This is a genomic window from Shinella pollutisoli (assembly GCF_024609765.1).
GTDB classification, from domain to species: domain Bacteria; phylum Pseudomonadota; class Alphaproteobacteria; order Rhizobiales; family Rhizobiaceae; genus Shinella; species Shinella pollutisoli.
On the sequence record NZ_JANFDG010000001.1, the window covers coordinates 194840 to 212045 of the forward strand.

The 17206-nt window shown below is 68.7% G+C and carries 19 protein-coding genes; 3 read left to right on the forward strand and 16 right to left on the reverse strand.

What is annotated here, in order from left to right; translation table 11 throughout:
* Positions 1-103 precede the first annotated feature (103 nt).
* Positions 104-2779 (forward strand): HAD-IC family P-type ATPase, encoded by a 2676-nt coding sequence (locus NNZ72_RS00995; RefSeq protein WP_257311344.1) that lies wholly within the window; start codon positions 104-106, stop codon positions 2777-2779.
* A gap of 2 nt (positions 2780-2781) precedes the next feature.
* On the opposite strand, the gene NNZ72_RS01000 is transcribed toward NNZ72_RS00995, so the two are convergent.
* A complete protein-coding gene (locus NNZ72_RS01000) occupies positions 2782-2991 on the reverse strand; it encodes a hypothetical protein (RefSeq protein WP_257311346.1) in 210 nt (69 codons plus the stop codon).
* A 60-nt stretch (positions 2992-3051) separates the two neighbouring features.
* Positions 3052-3282, reverse strand: coding sequence for a hypothetical protein (locus NNZ72_RS01005; RefSeq protein ID WP_257311348.1), 231 nt, complete (start codon positions 3280-3282; stop codon positions 3052-3054).
* A gap of 165 nt (positions 3283-3447) precedes the next feature.
* Between NNZ72_RS01005 and NNZ72_RS01010 the strand changes: the two genes are divergently transcribed.
* The gene (locus NNZ72_RS01010) at positions 3448-3660 is read left to right on the forward strand and encodes a hypothetical protein (protein WP_257311351.1); all 213 of its coding nucleotides are present in this window, start codon (positions 3448-3450) and stop codon (positions 3658-3660) included.
* A 17-nt stretch (positions 3661-3677) separates the two neighbouring features.
* Positions 3678-3941, forward strand: a complete 264-nt coding sequence (locus NNZ72_RS01015; protein ID WP_257311354.1) for a DUF2188 domain-containing protein — start codon at positions 3678-3680, stop codon at positions 3939-3941.
* 7 nt (positions 3942-3948) lie between these two features.
* Here the strand turns inward: NNZ72_RS01015 and NNZ72_RS01020 are convergent, their stop codons facing one another.
* The 14 genes from NNZ72_RS01020 to NNZ72_RS01085 form a co-directional block, all read right to left on the reverse strand.
* The gene (locus NNZ72_RS01020; protein ID WP_257311357.1) at positions 3949-4584 is read right to left on the reverse strand and encodes a UdgX family uracil-DNA binding protein; all 636 of its coding nucleotides are present in this window, start codon (positions 4582-4584) and stop codon (positions 3949-3951) included.
* A 74-nt stretch (positions 4585-4658) separates the two neighbouring features.
* Positions 4659-5174, reverse strand: coding sequence for a sigma-70 family RNA polymerase sigma factor (locus tag NNZ72_RS01025; protein WP_257311358.1), 516 nt, complete (start codon positions 5172-5174; stop codon positions 4659-4661).
* A gap of 177 nt (positions 5175-5351) precedes the next feature.
* On the reverse strand, positions 5352-6062 hold the full coding sequence (locus tag NNZ72_RS01030; protein WP_257311360.1) for a Crp/Fnr family transcriptional regulator: 711 nt from the start codon (positions 6060-6062) through the stop codon (positions 5352-5354).
* 175 nt (positions 6063-6237) lie between these two features.
* Positions 6238-6939 (reverse strand): Crp/Fnr family transcriptional regulator, encoded by a 702-nt coding sequence (locus NNZ72_RS01035; RefSeq protein WP_257311363.1) that lies wholly within the window; start codon positions 6937-6939, stop codon positions 6238-6240.
* A gap of 192 nt (positions 6940-7131) precedes the next feature.
* Positions 7132-8592, reverse strand: a complete 1461-nt coding sequence (gene glgA / locus NNZ72_RS01040; protein ID WP_257311366.1) for a glycogen synthase GlgA — start codon at positions 8590-8592, stop codon at positions 7132-7134.
* Positions 8593-8678: 86 nt separating this feature from the next.
* Positions 8679-8912 carry a DUF2934 domain-containing protein gene (locus NNZ72_RS01045; RefSeq protein ID WP_257311368.1) on the reverse strand — a complete coding sequence of 78 codons (234 nt, stop codon included), beginning with the start codon at positions 8910-8912 and terminating at the stop codon, positions 8679-8681.
* 124 nt (positions 8913-9036) lie between these two features.
* A complete protein-coding gene (locus NNZ72_RS01050; RefSeq protein ID WP_257311372.1) occupies positions 9037-9579 on the reverse strand; it encodes a DNA-3-methyladenine glycosylase in 543 nt (180 codons plus the stop codon).
* Between the two features lie 2 nt (positions 9580-9581).
* Positions 9582-9986, reverse strand: a complete 405-nt coding sequence (locus NNZ72_RS01055) for a response regulator (protein WP_257311374.1) — start codon at positions 9984-9986, stop codon at positions 9582-9584.
* A gap of 106 nt (positions 9987-10092) precedes the next feature.
* Positions 10093-10278 (reverse strand): con-10 family general stress protein, encoded by a 186-nt coding sequence (locus NNZ72_RS01060; RefSeq protein ID WP_257311377.1) that lies wholly within the window; start codon positions 10276-10278, stop codon positions 10093-10095.
* 143 nt (positions 10279-10421) lie between these two features.
* A complete protein-coding gene (metB, locus tag NNZ72_RS01065; protein WP_257311380.1) occupies positions 10422-11582 on the reverse strand; it encodes a cystathionine gamma-synthase in 1161 nt (386 codons plus the stop codon).
* Positions 11583-11664: 82 nt separating this feature from the next.
* Positions 11665-12531 (reverse strand): sulfurtransferase, encoded by an 867-nt coding sequence (locus NNZ72_RS01070; RefSeq protein WP_257311383.1) that lies wholly within the window; start codon positions 12529-12531, stop codon positions 11665-11667.
* Positions 12532-12549: 18 nt separating this feature from the next.
* Positions 12550-14280: an NADPH-dependent assimilatory sulfite reductase hemoprotein subunit gene (locus NNZ72_RS01075; protein WP_257311385.1), complete on the reverse strand. Its 1731-nt coding sequence runs from the start codon at positions 14278-14280 to the stop codon at positions 12550-12552.
* A 10-nt stretch (positions 14281-14290) separates the two neighbouring features.
* The gene (locus NNZ72_RS01080) at positions 14291-16078 is read right to left on the reverse strand and encodes an assimilatory sulfite reductase (NADPH) flavoprotein subunit (RefSeq protein ID WP_257311389.1); all 1788 of its coding nucleotides are present in this window, start codon (positions 16076-16078) and stop codon (positions 14291-14293) included.
* Between the two features lie 245 nt (positions 16079-16323).
* The gene (locus NNZ72_RS01085) at positions 16324-17157 is read right to left on the reverse strand and encodes a LysR family transcriptional regulator (RefSeq protein WP_257311392.1); all 834 of its coding nucleotides are present in this window, start codon (positions 17155-17157) and stop codon (positions 16324-16326) included.
* Positions 17158-17206: the final 49 nt, after the last annotated feature.

Genomic DNA, 17206 nt, shown 5'->3' on the forward strand with positions numbered 1-17206 from the left:
TGATCGATGGCAATGCAATCGCGCGCCGCCCGCCTTAAGCGCGAATTCGGATTGCCATCCGCCGCCGGTCGAAACATGCTCTGCCGGCGCGAAAGGAGCACGCATGACCGTCGAGAGAGCAACGGGACAGGACGCCTGGCACGCCATGCCGGCGGAGGCCGTATGCGCGAGGCTCGGGACCGGCCCCGACGGCCTCACGCTCTCGGAGGCGCGCAGGCGGCTGAAGGCGCACGGGCCGAACCGGCTGCGCGAGGCGGCGCGCCAGCATCCCCTCCTCCGCTTCCTCGCGCAGTTCAACAACACGCTGATCTACTTCCTGCTGGCGGCCGCCCTGATGTCGATCGTGCTCGGCCACCTCGTGGACGGGCTCGTCATCGTCGCGGTCGTCGTCGTCAATGCCGTCGTCGGCTACCTGCAGGAGGGCAAGGCCGAGCAGGCGCTGAACGCGATCCGCGACATGATCGCGCCGCATGCCATCGTGCTGCGCGAGGGCGAGCGCCACCGGATCGACACGCGGGAGATCGTTCCGGGCGACGTGGTGCTGCTCGACGCGGGCGACAAGGTGCCGGCCGACCTCCGCCTGATCCGGGCGCGCGGGCTGACGGTCGACGAGGCGATCCTGACGGGCGAATCGGTGCCGGCGGAAAAGGCCGAGCCGCCCGTCGACGCCGGGGCCGCCCTCGCCGACCGTTTCCCCGTGCTCTATTCGGGCACCATCGTCGCCACCGGGCAGGCGACCGGCGTGGCGGTCGCGACCGGCACGGACACCGAGATCGGCCGGATCTCCCGCCTCATCGGCGACGTGCAGGTCCTGACGACGCCGCTGCTCGCGCAGATCAACCAGTTCGGCCGCCTCACCACCTGGTTCGCCATCTCGACCGCCGCGGCCCTCTTCGTCTTCGCCGTCCTCGCGCGCGGCTACGACTGGGTCGACGCGCTCGTGGTCGTCGTGGCGCTCGCCGTGAGCGTCGTGCCGGAGGGGCTTCCGGCCGTCATCACGATCACGCTGGCGATCGGCGTCCGGCGCATGGCCGCGCGCAACGCCGTCGTGCGCCGCCTGCCGGCGGTCGAGACGCTGGGCGCCACCTCGGTGATCTGCTCCGACAAGACGGGAACGCTCACCAAGAACGAGATGACGGCACGCCGCACCGTGACGATGGCCGGCATCACGCGCGTCACGGGTTCCGGCTACGCGCCGGCAGGTACGATCGAGGGCGCGGACGATCCGGCACGCGAGCGCCTGATCCGGGCCGGCCTCCTCTGCAACGACGCGCGCCTCGTCGAGCGCGACGGCGCATGGACGGTGCTCGGCGACCCGATGGAGGGCGCGCTGGTGGCGCTCGCCGCCAAGTCCGGCCTGCATCCGGAACCGGAACGCGACGCCTGGACCCGGCTCGACGAGATCCCCTTCGACGCGCAGCACCGCTTCATGGCGACCCTGCACACGGCCCCGGACGGCAGCCGGCACGTCTTCGTGAAGGGCGCGCCGGAGCGCGTGCTGGCAATGTGCGGCAGCGTGGCGGGCGGCGATGCGGTCGACCCGGCCCACTGGCTTCGGCGGATCGACGAGGCGGCGGCCAACGGCGAGCGCCTGCTCGGTCTCGCCACGCGCGCCGCCGACGGCATCGAGCGGCTGGATTTCGCATCGGTCGAGACCGGCCTTACCTTCCTCGGCCTCGTCGGCTTCATCGACCCGCCGCGCGACGAGGCGATCGCGGCCGTCGCCGAATGCCGCTCGGCCGGCATCGCCGTCAAGATGATCACCGGCGACCATCAGGGCACGGCGCTCGCCATCGCCCGGCAGCTCGCCATCGCCGACGACCCGAAGGTCGTCAAGGGCACCGTCCTCGACGGGCTGACGGACGAGGAACTGCGCGTCGTCGCGGAGGAGACGAGCGTCTTCGCCCGCACCACGCCGGAGCACAAGCTGCGCATCGTGCGCGCGCTGCAGGCCAACGGGCGGATCGTCGCCATGACCGGCGACGGCGTCAACGACGCGCCGGCCGTCAAGCAGGCCGACGTCGGCGTCGCCATGGGCCGCAAGGGAACGGAGGCGGCGAAGGAGGCGGCGCAGATGGTGCTCGTCGACGACAACTTCGCCTCCATCGTCGCCGCCGTGAACGAGGGCCGCACCGTCTACGACAATATCCGCAAGGTCATCGGCTGGACGCTGCCGACCAACGGTGGCGAGGTGCTCGTGGTGATCCTCGCCATCTTCCTCGGCCTGACGCTGCCGATGACGCCGGTGCAGATCCTCTGGATCAACCTGATCCTGACGATCACGCTCGGCCTCGTGCTCGCCTTCGAGCCGGCCGAGCCCGACGTGATGCGCCGGCCGCCGCGCCCGCGCAACGCACCGATCCTGTCGCGCTTCCTCGTCTGGCGGATCGTCTTCGTGTCGGCGCTCTTCGCGCTCGGCGTCTTCGGCATCTTCGAATACGCCATGCGCGGCGGGCTCGGCGAGGACGTCGCGCGGACCATGGTGGTCAACACCATCGTCGTGATGGAGATCTTCTACCTCTTCAACGTCCGCTACCTGCACAAGACGTCCTTCAGCCTCGTCGGCGCGATGGGCACGCCGCCCGTGCTGGCGGCGGTCGCCGCGGTCGTGGCCGCCCAGCTCGCCTTCACCTACCTGCCGGTCATGAACGCGCTGTTCGACAGCGCGCCGGTCGCCTTCACGGACGGGCTGCTAGTCATGGCGATCGGCGTCGTGACGATGGCGGTGCTGGAAACGGAGAAGGTGCTGACCCGGCGGCTCTGGCCGGCGGCCCTCTGACCTCAGGGACGGAGCGACATCGAACGCGCGTCACGCGGCCGCACCCGCTTTCCCGGATCGTCGTTCTCGTCGGGGTTCGGATTGGGCTCCTCGTCCGGCAGCCGATCGGGTTCCGGCTCCCTGATCGGCGGCGTCGGATTGTCGATCGGCGGCAGGTCCGGAACGGGGTTCGGGCCGGGATTGGGGTTCGGATCGTTGGGGATGATGGCCATGACGGTCTCCTCTCCCGTTCCAACCCGCCCGGCTGGCGATTGTTCCGGAGCGTCCCGCCCTCAGCCGTCGTCCCTGGCGTAGAACATGCGGGCCGAGGCCTCGACGATCGAGCGGTGCTTGACCGGATCGAAGGTGACGGCGGGAAAGGTCTCGAACAGATATCGGGCGAAACTCTCCCGCGCCTCATCCGACGGGTCGAACCACGGCTGTGCGGTCAGTTCGTCGAAGATGAGCTTCAAGGCACCGAGCTCTTCAGGCTCGAACGTCCCCTTGGAAGAGTAGCTGCCCACGCCGGACCCCCCTCACGATCAATGCCCGGATTCTACGGAACCGCCCCCTCTATTCAAGCATGAACTCCGTACGAAACCGTACCGAGACGGCGGCCTCCGGCGGGAACTTTTCGCAACGCCCGCGGTTCGGCCTGCATGACGTCCACCACCGAGGAGGAAACCGCCATGGCCCATGCCGACCGCAAGCACATCGGAAAGGGCGCCCAGGGAAAGGGCGACGGAAGCGGCGCGATGAGCGAGCTGAAAGAGGGAACCCTGCATCCCGGCAGCGTGCTGAAGAACCGCGACAAGCAGCAGCATACCAAGGAAAGGGGCCAGGACGGCAAGGCCCTGCAGACCGAGCAATACGAGGATCACGCCGCCAATCGCCGGCCTTGAGCCCGGGATCGAGAACCATGACGATCACCTATCATGTCGTGCCGCACGAGGACGGGTGGGCCTATCGCCTGGACGACGTCTTCTCCGAAACCTTCCCGAGCCACGCGGCGGCCCTTGCGGCGGCGCATTCGGCGGCAGCGCGCCACGAGGCGTCCGGCGAGGACCGGTTCATCGCCTACCAGACGCCGGACGGACGCTGGCGCCACGAGGTGGCCGCCGGCCGGGACCGGCCGGACACCGAGGTTGCGGATTCGGCCGGGACGGCCGGCGACGAGGGCTGAACGCCGCTCACTCGTCGAGGAAGCGCTTCACCTTGCCGAGCTCCGCCACGAAGCGCGCCCGTTCCTGCATGGCCTCCGGCCGGTCACGGGTGCGCAGGAGCGAGGACGGGTGCACGGTGATCAGCACCGGAAGGCCGGCCTCGCTGTCGACGATCCGCCCGCGGTCCGCCGTCACGGCATAGCGGTTGCCGACCAGCGCGAAGGTCGCGGTCGCGCCGAGGGCGACGAGCAGCTTCGGCCGCAGCCGCTCGATCTCGCCGCCGATCCACCAGGCGCAGCGGCGAACCTCGCCGGTGTTGGGCTTCTGGTGGATGCGCCGCTTGCCGAGCGTCTTGAACTTGAAGTGCTTGACCGCGTTGGTGAGGTAGCAGGCCTTGCGGTCGATCCCCGCCTCCTCCAGGCAGGCGTCGAGAAAACGGCCCGCCGGCCCGACGAACGGCCGGCCGAGCATATCCTCGCGGTCGCCCGGCTGCTCGCCGACCAGGAGGACCCTGGCGTCCTCGGACCCCTCGCCGAACACGACCTGCGTCGCATCCCGATAGAGGTCGCAGCGCCGGCATTCCGCGGCCTCGGCGCGCATCTGCTCCAGCCCGCCATGGGCGTGCTCCTGGAAGGCAGGGGCGGCGTTCGGTTTCTGCGGCATGCGTCCTTCCCGGTCCGGCGACTGTCGGTATCCAACCCATCCGCGCGGCTTCTGTTCCGGCGCGGCCGCCGCCGTCAGAGCGCACCGGGACGGCCGATCTCGTCGGCCAGCATCTTGCGGGCCCGGTTGACGCGGCTCTTCACCGTGCCGATCTCGCAGTCGCAGAGCCTCGCGGCGTCGATGTAGCTCACGCCCATGGCGACGAGCAGCAACGTGCGCCGCGAGCACGCCGGGAGGCGGCGCAACGCCATGCGCAGCTCGCTGCGGCGGACGGCCCATTCCTGCGGCGCGGCGATGCCCGCGCGCTCGGCGAAGCCGTCGTCCAGCCCGACGGTCTCGCGGCTGCGCCGCCGGTATTCCGTGTTGAACGTGTTGCGCATGATGGTGAAGAGCCAGGATCGCAGCGCCGTCTCGGGGCGGAACTGATGGGCGGACCTGAGCGCGCGCATCACCGTCTCCTGGATCAGATCCTCGCGGTCGCTCGCCGACCGCGTCAGCCGCTGCGCGAAGCGGCGCAGCGCCGGAAGCTGCGCCTCGATGGCGCCGTGCACCGATGCGGTTCCGTCTTGGGAAACTCGGGATATGTCCATGCGTCCCTCCTTTTCCGGCAGAACGGAAGGAGAGCGCAGAGGTTGCGGTACGCTATCGTACCGAGGGCGGCGAAAAAATGGAACAGCCGGGGCTTTCGCTCGTACGTGCTGCCGGGCGCAGCGACACCGGGGCGACGATGCCGCGGCCGGCGGCCCGCCTCCCCATCGGCGACGCCCTCAGCCGGCCGTCCCGTCGCGATCCGCGATCGGACCGATGAGGCGCTCGTATTCCTTCTCGCACTCGCCGTAGGCGTCGCGCGCGAACGCTTCGAGGCCGGCTCGGTCGCGCACGATGACGAGGCCCCGCTCGGAATAGATCAGCTTCTTGCCCTCCAGCACGTGGAGCGCCGTCGTCACGCTGGGACGGCGCACGGCGAGCATGATCGACAGGAACTCGTGCGTCAGGCTGATTTCCGCGCCGTCCGTCCGGTCGTGGCACATCAGGATCCAGCGGGCGAGGCGCTCGTCGATATGGTGGACGGCGTTCGACAGCGCGGTATAGGCATGCTGGACGGCGAGCGCCTGGGCATAGCGGGCGAAGAGGCCCTGCGCCTCCCGATCCTCGGAAAGCGCCGCCTTCAGCTCGGAGATCGGGACGCGGTGCGCCTCGCCCTGCACCTGCATGAACACCGAGAAGGGGTCGGTGTCGGCATCGAGGAGCGCCGAGGCCGGGCACATGCCGTCCCGGCCGATGATGGCGATTTCCGTGTGCTGGCCCTCCGGCGAGCGGACGACGACCGAGGCGATGCCGCTCTCGAAGAAATAGGCATGGTCCATCGGCTGGTGCGGTGAGGAAAGCTGGAAGGAACGGGAAAGCGTCACCGGCTCCAGCCGAAGCCCCGCCAGGAATCCATCCGGCAGCCTCCGAAGCAGGTTGTTTCGAAGCATGGTCTGCCGAACATCCTCCATCGACCAATCCCAAGCGGTTCAGCGACCGCATCTCTGCCCGAGGTTTCGGTCTTTCCAGTATCAATGACCGTCCATCTATGACCATAAAATCCACGAGACAACCCGGATGCCGGTGTCGGTACGGTAGCAGACAGACAGGAGGACGCGGGCGCGCCTATGCCGCCGGGGCAGAAAAGAGGCGCGCATATTCCCGCTCGCTTCCGCCGTAGGAATCGGCGGCGAACGCCTCGAGCGCGGCGCGGTCGCGGATGATGATGGTGCCGCGCAGCGAATGGATGAACCCGTTGCCCTCGAGGATGTGAAGGGCGTTCGTGACGCTCGGCCGGCGCACCGCGAGCATGATCGACAGGAACTCGTGGGTGAGCGCCAGCCGGTCGCCGTCCACCCGGTCGTGGCACATCAGGATCCAGCGGGCGAGCCGCTCGTCGACGGTGTGGACCGAGTGCGAAAGGGCGGTATAGGCGATCTGGGAGGAGAAGGCCTGAGCCCAGTGCAGCATGATCCGCCGCACCGGCGGCCGCTCCTCGATGAAGCGGGCGAGCGCTTCCCGCCTTATGCGCCAGCCGTGGCCGTCGACCTGGATGACGGTGCGAAAGGGATTCTGGTCCGATCCAAGGATGACCGAGGAGGGCGACATGCCCTCGCGGCCGATCACGCCGATCTCGGTCTGGTTGCCCTCCGGCGAGACGACGACGGTCGATATGATGCCGGCGCCGGGAAAATAGCAGTATTCCGCGATCGTGCGCGGCAGGGACAGTTCCAGCCCGCGCGGGAGGTCCACCCCCTCCATCAGCGCCGACAGGAAATCGCGATCGTCCGCTGCCAGAGCCGCCAGAAGCCGGTTCTGCCTGATCATGGTTCGGCTCCTTGTGCCGTGTGTGAGGTCCCGTCTGGCAGAATAGCACAGTGTCGGCCGGCCGCGACGCCAAACCGGCGGACCGCCGCTCGCGGGCCTGCGAATCTTTCGACGGGCACGCGTTCTCCGAACGAGCAGCGCGGATCTCATTGTGGAACGCGTGGAATCCCCTGAAGACGCGGCACCGCCGGCTCACACGCCGTCGACGCTCTTCTTCCACGCCGCGTGCAGGGCCTCGAAAAGCTGGGCGTACTGGGAGGCGCTGCGATCCCAGGAGAAGTCGGCCTTCATCGCCTGCCGCTGCAGGCTCGCCCAGGCCTCGTGATCCGCGAAGGCCTCGCAGGCCCTGCGCACCGCCTCGCGGAAGCTGTGCGCATCGACCGGATGGAACTGGAAGCCGGTCGCCACCCCGCGCGCCGTCGCCGCATCGTTGGCATCGATGATGGTCTCCGACAGGCCGCCCGTCCGCCCGACCAGCGGAATGGCGCCGTAACGCATCGCGTAGAGCTGCGTGAGGCCGCAGGGCTCGAAGCGCGAGGGCTGGATCAGCACGTCGCAGCCCGAGACGATGAGGTGCGCCAGGTCCTCGGTGAAGCCGATATGCACGCTCACGCGGTCGGGATGGCGTGCCGCGCATTGCCTGAGCGCCGCCTCGATCTCCGCATCCCCCTGCCCGCAGATCACGAGCTGCCCGCCGTGGAGCATGATCTCCTCGGCCGCCTCCGGGAACAGGTCCGCGCCCTTCTGCCATGTGAGCCGCGTCAGCGCCGCGAAGAGCGGGCCGTTCGCGTCCGTCAGGCCGAACCGCTCCAGAACGGCGGCCCGGTTGTCCTGCCTGCGTGCGAGCGACCGCGCGTCGTACTGCTTCGGGATGACGGGATCGCTCGCGGGATTCCAGATGTCGGAATCGATGCCGTTGACGATGCCGTAGAGCGCCGAGCGGCGCTCCTGCAGCACGCCGTCGAGGCCCATGCCGAGATCGGGGGACAGGATTTCGCGCGCGTAGGTCGGGCTCACCGTCGTCACCACGTCGGAGCAGAGGATGCCGCCCTTCAGATAGCCGACGGCGCCGTAATATTCGAGGCAGTCGAAGCCGAGCGCGGCGGGCGGCAATTGCAGCAGGCCGGCGATGTCGAAGGAGAACTGCCCCTGGAAGGCGAGGTTGTGGATCGTGCAGACCACGGGAAGCGCGCTGCGGAACGCATAGCGCAGATAGACCGGCGTCAGCGCCGACTGCCAGTCGTGGACATGGACGATGTCCGCCCCGCCGATCGGCAGCGCGCCGAGCGCGATCCTCGCGCCCGCCAGCGACAGGACGGCAAAGCGCAGCCAGTTGTCGGGATGGTCGCGCCCGTGATGGTCGAGATAGGGGCCGCCCGCCCGCTGGTAGAGTTCGGGAACGTCGAGGACGAGCAGATCCAGCCCGTCCGCCTCCGCGCGGAAGACGACGGCGCGATGGCCGAGCAGGTCATCGATGTGGCCGATTTCCGCCCTGCCCGGAAGACGCTCCAGCACCTGCGGATAGCCCGGCACCAGAGTCAGGACGGAAATTCCGTGGGGACGCAGGGCCTTGGGAAGAGCGCCCGCGACGTCCGCCAATCCCCCGGTCTTGATGAGAGGAAAAACCTCCGAAACGATCGACAGAACGTTCATGGCCTGTCAGGTGAAACTCCGCTGCACGGATCAGGGAATCTTCCCGCCGGACGGCGGGAAGAATGCGACGAAAAGGATGGCGCGGATCAGGCGGATGCGCGCAGCGGCGCAGCCGCCTGCGGCCTGCGTCTCGCGCGCGCCGAAAGCACCACGCGTTTCAGGGGAAGCGGGATGACCGGGGCTCCGGCCTTCGGTGCCGTCCTCTCGCGGACCCGTTCGAGCGCCGCCAGCCAGTGGCGGTCGTGCTGCCCGTCGGGGCGTCCTTCGGCTTCCCAGATGAGATAGGCTTCGGTGCGAACCATATCGTAGAAATCGGCCATGTGAACGTCCCTTCCTGAACAGATCATTCTATTGCGTCATCGTCCTTTCCGTCGGGACGAGCGCGATCTTGCTGCAGCAGGATCAAACCGTACGGGGGGTGATTTGTTCCATGGAAAACGCAGATCAGATCGGCTTGCTCAGGTAGGCGGATCCTTCCACGGCGAAGCGCCACGGCCGGTCGGCCGCCTTGCTGATGCCGATGCGGCATCCGCTGACCGACGCCGGCGCCTGCGCGGGACGTTCCAGTAAGAAGGGCGGCCGCAGCACGGGAAGGCCGTTCATGCCGCCGGTCACGCCCAGCGCCTTGCAGAGGTTCCCCGGACCCGCGCAAAGCCTGCGCGGCGGCGCGGCCGGACGGCGCGCCGCCATCGCCTCCAGGCCGTCCGTCGGCTCCAGGGCGCGGATCAGCACCGCGCTGCCCGGCTCGCAGACGAAATTGAGGCACCAGTGCATGCCGTAGGAGCGGTAGACATAGGCGCGGGCGGGGTCGCCGAACATCGCCGCGTTCGCCGCCGTCGGCCCGCGGTAGCTGTGCGAGGCCTCGTCGTCCTTGCGATAGGCCTCGGTCTCGACGATGACGCCGCCGACGCCGTCGACGAGAAGGCGCACGCCCAGGAGATCGACGGCGACCGCAACCACGTCCCGCCTGAAGAAATCCGCGTCCATCGCTATTCCGCCCGTTCCTCGTCCCTCGGCTCGCCGGACGGCAGCGCGGCGAGAAACGCGAGCAGCTCGCGGTCGCGGCAGGGCTTGGTGAAGCAAGGCACGCCCCCGAACCTCGAAGGGATCGACCGGCAGTCGTAGCCCGTCAGGAAGGCGAAGGGCAAGCCCAGTTCCACGAGCCTGTCGGCGACGGCATAGCTCATCGCACCGTGCAGGTTGACGTCGACGAGCGCCGCATCGAGGTCGCCCGCGCCCTCCTCGAGAAGCCGCAGCGCATCGTCGATGCCGGATACCGGTCCGACGACGCGGGCGCCGGCATCCTCGATTTCCCTGCACAGATGCAGGGCCACCAGGTACTCGTCCTCGACGACCAGAAAGGCGCGTCCTGTCAGCAATGGTTCGCGAAACATGATCCGGTCCTCCGATTGGAGAACCGCAGGGAAGGGACGTTTGTTCCGGGGAAGACGGCGAAGGAGGCGACCAGCCTCCTTCGCTCCGGTTCATGGCAGGCCCGTGTCAGTGCTGGCCGCCCTTGCGGCCGGCCTCGGAGGCCTTTTCCGGGTCGTTCTTGAAGTTGCCGCCGGATTCCCGGCCGCCCTTCGCAGCGATCTCGCGCTGCTTGTCCTGGTCCATCGACGCGAATCCGCGCTTCGAGGTGTCACCGGAATCGCGGCCGCGGTTGTCCTGCTGTTGGTTGGGCATTTTCATTCTCCTTTTTCTGGATTGCTCCTCTCCGTGGAGCGTCCCTCTAACCGCAAGCTTCCGGAGGTGTTCCGGAAAAACGGGCCGGAGAAGCGAATTTGTCCGGCAGCCGGCTGCGGACACCGGACGGGACGCCCGGGAAATCAGGCGCCCGCCGACGACGGCAGGGCCTGCTTGAGATCGGCGATCAGGTCCGCCTCCGCCTCCAGCCCCACCGAAAGCCGGAGCAGGCCGTCGCCGATGCCGGCGGCGCGGCGGGCCTCCGCGCCCATGCCGGCATGGGTCATCGTCGCGGGGTGGGCGACGAGGCTTTCGACGCCGCCGAGCGACTCCGCGAGCGTGAACACCCGGACCCTCTCGACGAAGGACCGCACCGCCGGCACGCCGCCCGAAAGCTCGAAGCTCAGCATCGCGCCGAAGCCCGCCTGCTGACGCTTCGCCAGCGCGTGGCCGGGGTGGCTTGCGAGCCCCGGATAGTGGACTGCCGAGACGGCGGGATGGGCGGCGAGAAATTCGGCGACCGCGAGTGCATTGGCCTGCTGCCGCTCGACACGGGGAAACAGCGTGCGGATGCCGCGCAGCGTCAGGTAGGCGTCGAAGGGCGAGCCGGTGACGCCGGTGATGTTGGCCCAGAAGCGGAGCTTTTCCGCATCCGCATCCGCAGCACAGGCGACCGCCCCGCCCACGACGTCGGAATGGCCGTTCAGGTATTTCGTGGTGGAATGGATGACGAAATCGGCGCCGAGCGCGATCGGCCGCTGCAATGCCGGGGAGAGGAAGGTGTTGTCGACGGCGACCTTCGCGCCCGCCGCCTTCGCCGCGGCGGCGATCGCGGCGATGTCGACCACGCGCATCAGCGGGTTGGAGGGCGTCTCCACCAGCACCAGCGCCGGCTTGCGGGCGAGGGCCGCGGCGAGTGCCGCCGCATCCGACTGGTCGACGAAGGCGAGGTCGAAATGGCCCTTGTCGCGCCGGCTCGTCAGCAGCCGGTAGGTGCCGCCGTAGCAGTCGTGCGGGGCGACGACGAGGTCGCCGGGGCTGGCGACCGACAGCACGAGGTCGACCGCCGCCATGCCGGAGGCGATGACGATCGCCCCCGCCGCCCCTTCGAGCCGTGCGATGGTCTCGCCGAGCAGGTCGCGGCCCGGGTTGGCGGTGCGGCTGTACTCGTAGCCGCGATGGGTCTCGTAGCCGGTGAAGGCGAAGGTGCTGCTGAGATAGATCGGCGGCGTCACCGCGCCGTGGTTCTCGTCGATGGCGACGCCGTGGGCGGCCGCCACGGTCCTTGGGTCGCGCTCTTCCATGATGGTCCTCTCCTTGCCGAAAGCCCGCCCGGCGCCGGTGAGGGCGCGGGGCGGGCGTCGATGCGTTCCGATATCTTCCGGCTTATTTGCCGAGCCAGACGGTGCCGCTCCTGTTGACCACCGGCACGCCGACCGCATTGCCGTATTCGGTCCAGGAGCCGTCGTAGTTGCGGGCATCATAGCCGAGAAGCCGCTTCAGCGCGAACCAGGTATGGCTGGAGCGCTCGCCGATGCGGCAATAGGTGATGACCGGCTTGGTGCCATCGATGCCCTTTTCCGCATAGATGCGGCGGATCTCCTCCAGCGGCTTGTAGGTGCCGTCCTCGTTGACGATGGTCGCCCACGGCACGTTCTCGGCGCCGGGGATGTGGCCGGCGCGGATCGACAGTTCCTTGACGCCCTCCGGCGCGAAGACCTTGCCGAGATATTCGTCGGGCGAGCGGATGTCGACCAGCTTGCCGTCGACGCGGCCCTCGGCGAAGTCGAGCGCCTGGGCAAGGCGGGCGCGCAGGCTGTTGTCGCGCTCGGGCAGGGTGAGCGTGCTCGGCGCATGGGCGGGGACCTCGGCCGTCAGCGGCAGGCCGCGCGCCTCCCACAGCTTACGGCCGCCGTCGAGCAGCTTCGCCCGCTCGCCGAAGCCGTAGACATCGAGCACCCAGACGCCCCAGGCGGCAAACCAGTTGTTGTTGTCGCCGTAGACGATGACCGTCGTGTCCTTGTCGACGCCCGCGCGGCGAAGCTGCTCCTCGAGCTTCTCGCGCGAGGCGATGTCGCGGTTGACGGTGTCGACGAGGTCGGTGTGCCAGTTGAGCTCGACGGCGCCGGGGATATGGCCCTTCGCGTAGACGCCGGTGTCGACGCTCACCTCGAAGAGGCGCACCTTCGGATCGTCGAGGTGATCCTTCAGCCAGTCCACCGTCACGAGGGAATCGGTTGCCGCTTTCGTCATGATGTCTTCCTTTCCTGATCAGTCGTTGAAATGCCGGCCTTCCGTCACCGCGGCGACGTAGCCGGCGCGGATGGCGAAGTCGCCGAAATGCTCGCCTTCAAGGCGCTCGCGCGCGAAATGGCCGATGACCCTGCCGAGAAGGTCGAGGATCGCCGGCTCCGCGACGTTCTCCAGCACCATCTTGTTGAGGCGCTCTCCGGCGAAGCCGCCGCCGAGATAGAGGTTGTATTTGCCGGGCGCCCGGCCGGTCAGCGCGATCTCGGCGATATAGGGCCGGGCGCAGCCGTTCGGACAGCCGGTCATGCGGATGGTGATCGGCTCGTCGGTGAGGCCGTGCTCGGCGAGGATCGTTTCGATCTTCGAAACCAGCGACGGCAGGTAGCGTTCGCTCTCGGCCATCGCGAGGCCACAGGTCGGCAGCGCCACGCAGGCCATGGAATTGCGGCTGAGGCCGCTGCCGCCGTTCAGCCGGTCGAGGCCGTGCGCATTCAGCAGCGCCTCGATCCGCGGCCGGTCGGCGGGTCGGATATCGGCGATGATGAGGTTCTGGTTCGGCGTCACCCGGAACGTGCCCTTGTGCGCCTCGGCGACGGCGCGGATGCCGTCGAAGAGCGCGATCGTCTCGAAATTCTTCACCCGGCCGTTCTGGATGCGCAGCGTGAAGTGCTCGCGCCCGTCCTCGCCGCGCCGCCAGCCGAGCACGTCGCCGTTCGAGGTGAAGGCGTAAGGCCGCGCAGCAGCGAAGGGGAAGCCCAGCCGGTCCTCGATCGCCGCGGTGATCCAGTCGAGCCCCTTGTCGTCCACCGTGTACTTGAAGCGGGCACGGCTGCGGTCGGCACGGTCGCCGTAGTCGCGCTGGACGGACATCACGGCATCGCAGGTGTCGATCACCTTGTCCTTGGGGATGAAGCCGATGACGCTCGCCAGCCGCGGATAGGTCTTCGGCGCCTGGTCGGTGCGGCCCATGCCGCCGCCGATGGCGACGTTGAAGCCGAGGAGCCTGCCCGCCTCGACGATGGCGATGAAGCCCAGGTCCTGCGCATGGACGTCGATGTCGTTGACCGGCGGGATGACGAAGCCGATCTTGAACTTGCGCGGCATGTAGGTGCGCCCGTACATCGGCTCCTCCGGCCCGTCGCCCCGCGTCTGGCGCTCCTCGCCGTACCAGATCTCCGGATAGGCGCCGGTCTTCGGCGTGGCGTGGTCGCTTGCCTGCTTGGCGAGCGCGTAGACCTCGGCGTGCAGCGCCGAAAGCTCGGGATTGATCGAGGCCATGACGCCGCGGGCGTCGTCGCCGCAGGCGGCCTTGGTATCGAGCGCCACGTCGCGCAGGCCTTGCATGACCGCGCGCAGGTTCTTCTTGTGGAGATAGTGGAACTGGAAGGTCTGACGCGTCGTCAGCCGCAGCGTGTCGTTCGCATAGGCGCGGGCGAGCGCATCGAGCTTCAGCCATTGCGACGGCGACAGCACGCCGCCGGGAAGGCGCACGCGCGCCATGAAGCGATAGGCCGGCTCCAGCTTCTGGCGCCGCCGCTCGTCGCGGATGTCGCGGTCGTCCTGCTGGTAGATGCCGTGGAACTTCATCAGCTTGATGTCGTCGCCGGGAACGGCGGCCGTCAGCTCCGCCGCGAGGCCCTCGGCGATGGTGCCGCGCAGCTGGTCGCTCCGCGCCTTCATCGTCTCGTCGGGGCTGAGCCTCTCGAGCGGCTGGGAAATGTCGCGGCTGCGGTCGGTTTCGAGAAGGGTCATCGGCGGAGCCTCAATAGACATCGATCTGGTAGCGGCGGCTTTCCTGCAGCGCGGCGAGATAGTCGGCAGCAGCCGCCTTGCCGAGCCCGCCCTCATCCGCGACGATGGCAAGCAGCGCGCGGTGGACGTCGGGCGCGAGCTTCGCGCCGTCGCCGCAGACGTAGAGATGCGCGCCCTCCTCCAGCCAGGCATGGACGTCGCGGGCGTGCTCCATCAGCCGGTGCTGGACATAGGTCTTCTCAGCGCCGTCGCGGGAAAAGGCGACGTTCATGCGCGACAGGACGCCGTCTTTCAGGAAACCCTGCCATTCGGTCTGGTAGAGGAAGTCGCTGTCGAAGTTGCGCTCGCCGAAGAACAACCAGGACCGGCCGGAAGACCCGCGCGCCTCGCGCTCCTGCAGGAAGGCGCGGAAGGGCGCTACCCCGGTGCCGGCACCGATCATGATGATCGGCGCGTCGTCGTCGGGCAGGCGGAAGCGCGGGTTCTCCTGCACGTAGACCGGCAGCACCGTCTCCGGCCCGGCATGGCGCGAGAACTGGCCGGAGGCGACGCCGAAGCGCTCCTCGCCGTTCAGGTCGTAGCGCACGGTGGAGACCGTCAGGTGCACCTCGTCGGGGATGGCGGTCGAGGACGAGGCGATGGAGTAGAGCCGCGGCTGCAGCGGGCGCAGGCCGGCGGCGAAACTTTCGGCATCGATGCCGGCGACGGGGAAGCGGCGGACGATGTCGATGACGTGGTTCTCGCGCAGGAAGGCCGAGCGGGCGTCGCCCTGCAGGTCCTTCAGCGCGGCGGTCCCGCTCAGCTGCGCCCAGTGATCGAGGAAGCGCGGCGTGGCGGCGGTGATCTCCAGCGCCTCGGAAAGCGCCTTGCCGAGCGTGGTCGTGGCCCCCTTGAGCGTGAAATCCTCGCCGCCGGAGAGGCCGAGCGCCGACAGCAGGGTCTCGACCAGCGCGGGATCGTTGCGCGGCAGCACGCCGAGCGCGTCGCCCGGCGCGAAGGCGAGGCCGGAGCCTTCCAGCGACAATTCGATATGGCGCGTCTCCTTGGTGGAGGAACGGCCGGTCAGCGGCAGGTTGTCGATGACGATGGCGGAGAAGGGATTGCGCTTGTCATAGGCGGCCGCGGACGGCGCGACAGCCGCCGGGGCGGCGGGCACGGCGGCGACGGCCGGCGGCGCGAGCGCGGCAATGGCCGCCTCGATCCAGGCCGCGGCCGCATCGTCGTAGTCGACGTCGCAATCGACCCGTTCCCGCAGCCGCTCGGCGCCGAGCTCGGCGAGCCGCGCGTCGATCCGCCGGCCGGCGCCGCAGAAGAACTCGTAGGTGGAATCGCCGAGCGCCAGCACGGCATAGCGCAGGCCTTCCAGCCTCGGCGCCTTGCGGCCCTCGACGAACTCGAAGAAGCTGGCCGCCGAGGTGGGCGGCTCGCCCTCGCCGTGGGTGGAGGCGACGATCAGCAGGTCCTGCTCCTCCTTCAGCCGGCGCGGCTTGTATTCGGCCATGTCGGTCAGCACCGGCGCGAAGCCGGCGGCGCGCGCCCGCTCGGCGAGCTGTTTCGCCACGCCCGCGCCGTTGCCGGTCTCGCTGCCGTAGAGGATGGTGAGCGTGCGCGAGGCGGCCTGCGGGGCAAGGCCGGCGAGCACGAGATGGGCGGCGTCCGCACGCGTCGCATCGGCGAGGCCGGCGAAATAGCCGCTCAGCCACAGCGCCTGCTGCGGCTTGAGCGCGGTGGCGACGGCGCGCACCGTCTTCCATTGCTCCTCGCTCAGGCCCGGTCCGTTGAATTCCAAGAGAGTCATGCGCCCGCTCGCCTCCTGCGGCCGGAAAATCCGGCATTCCGATGGCTTTCGGCGGGACTATTGACGGCGCGTCACGGCGCAGACAAACGAATGATATTGCTGGCAGAGTGCAAAAAAATTGCAGTCAACCGATCCTGAGGCGCCTGTTCCAAGGGCATGCGGGGAGGCGTTCCACGCATTCTGCCACCGCCGGATTTCTTGGGACAACGTACCCTTCCGGGACACGCGATTTTTTTGCCGAGAACTCAGTGCGCGACCTGCTTCAGGCCGCCCAGCGCGTCCAGCACGTCGCTGCGGCCTTCCGCCGAGTCCGGATAGACGGCATAGGCCGGATAGGTGAATTCGGGCGCGCCCTCCACCCGTTCGAGTTCGCCGGCGGCCAGATGCGGCGCGACCGTCCCCTTGCGGAAATAGCCCATGCCGCCCGCCCTGAGGATATAGTTGAGGCCGAGCGGACCGAAGCCGACCTGCAGCGCCGGCTCGGAAAAGCCCGCGAGGGCGAAGCCGCCCTGCACGGAGAATTGCGGCCCCCAGTCGACATGGACATAGTCCGGCGTCCCGCCCTCGCCCGCCTTGCGCACCAGCACCAGCTCCTCCTCCTCGATCAGCTCCACCTTGAAGCCGGGCATGAGCTTCGGCGCATAGAGCACCGCGATGTCGAGCACGCCGGTGCGCAGCTGTTCGAGGAGCTGGTCGGGAATGCCGACCTGCGCATGGATGGCGATCTGCGGCCGCGCCGCCTTCATCCAGACCAGCCAGTCGAGGAGCAACGGGTTCCAGAGGCTGAGCTCCCCGCCCACCGCGACGACGCTGGTGCGGCCGGGCGGCACGGTCAGCTGCTGGCGTGCCCGCTCCCAGACCTGCACGAAGGATTGCGCGAAGCGCTCGAATTCGCGGCCCGCCGCCGTCAGCGCCGCGCCGTTGCGGGTGCGCACAAAGAGCTGCCGGCCCAGCGCCTCCTCCAGCGTGCGGATGCGCGCGCTCACCGTCGTCTGGGTGACGTGCAGCCGTTCGGCGGCCTTGAGGAAGCTGCCGGTATGGACGATTTCGAGGAAGGTGCGCGCCCGGTCGATATCCATCTCGCCGCCCCGTTCAATGCAAATTTTTTGCACTTATACAGCATTTAAT

Excerpts from the sequence above, each read along its gene's own strand:
- NNZ72_RS00995 (WP_257311344.1), top strand. The coding sequence starts at position 104 with ATGACCGTCGAGAGAGCAACGGGACAGGACGCCTGGCACGCCATGCCG.
- NNZ72_RS01000 (WP_257311346.1), bottom strand. The coding sequence starts at position 2,991 with ATGGCCATCATCCCCAACGATCCGAACCCCAATCCCGGCCCGAACCCC.
- NNZ72_RS01010 (WP_257311351.1), top strand. The coding sequence starts at position 3,448 with ATGGCCCATGCCGACCGCAAGCACATCGGAAAGGGCGCCCAGGGAAAG.
- NNZ72_RS01015 (WP_257311354.1), top strand. The coding sequence starts at position 3,678 with ATGACGATCACCTATCATGTCGTGCCGCACGAGGACGGGTGGGCCTAT.
- NNZ72_RS01020 (WP_257311357.1), bottom strand. The coding sequence starts at position 4,584 with ATGCCGCAGAAACCGAACGCCGCCCCTGCCTTCCAGGAGCACGCCCAT.
- NNZ72_RS01025 (WP_257311358.1), bottom strand. The coding sequence starts at position 5,174 with ATGGACATATCCCGAGTTTCCCAAGACGGAACCGCATCGGTGCACGGC.
- NNZ72_RS01030 (WP_257311360.1), bottom strand. The coding sequence starts at position 6,062 with ATGCTTCGAAACAACCTGCTTCGGAGGCTGCCGGATGGATTCCTGGCG.
- NNZ72_RS01035 (WP_257311363.1), bottom strand. The coding sequence starts at position 6,939 with ATGATCAGGCAGAACCGGCTTCTGGCGGCTCTGGCAGCGGACGATCGC.
- glgA (WP_257311366.1), bottom strand. The coding sequence starts at position 8,592 with ATGAACGTTCTGTCGATCGTTTCGGAGGTTTTTCCTCTCATCAAGACC.
- NNZ72_RS01045 (WP_257311368.1), bottom strand. The coding sequence starts at position 8,912 with ATGGCCGATTTCTACGATATGGTTCGCACCGAAGCCTATCTCATCTGG.
- NNZ72_RS01050 (WP_257311372.1), bottom strand. The coding sequence starts at position 9,579 with ATGGACGCGGATTTCTTCAGGCGGGACGTGGTTGCGGTCGCCGTCGAT.
- NNZ72_RS01055 (WP_257311374.1), bottom strand. The coding sequence starts at position 9,986 with ATGTTTCGCGAACCATTGCTGACAGGACGCGCCTTTCTGGTCGTCGAG.
- NNZ72_RS01060 (WP_257311377.1), bottom strand. The coding sequence starts at position 10,278 with ATGCCCAACCAACAGCAGGACAACCGCGGCCGCGATTCCGGTGACACC.
- metB (WP_257311380.1), bottom strand. The coding sequence starts at position 11,582 with ATGGAAGAGCGCGACCCAAGGACCGTGGCGGCCGCCCACGGCGTCGCC.
- NNZ72_RS01070 (WP_257311383.1), bottom strand. The coding sequence starts at position 12,531 with ATGACGAAAGCGGCAACCGATTCCCTCGTGACGGTGGACTGGCTGAAG.
- NNZ72_RS01075 (WP_257311385.1), bottom strand. The coding sequence starts at position 14,280 with ATGACCCTTCTCGAAACCGACCGCAGCCGCGACATTTCCCAGCCGCTC.
- NNZ72_RS01080 (WP_257311389.1), bottom strand. The coding sequence starts at position 16,078 with ATGACTCTCTTGGAATTCAACGGACCGGGCCTGAGCGAGGAGCAATGG.
- NNZ72_RS01085 (WP_257311392.1), bottom strand. The coding sequence starts at position 17,157 with ATGGATATCGACCGGGCGCGCACCTTCCTCGAAATCGTCCATACCGGC.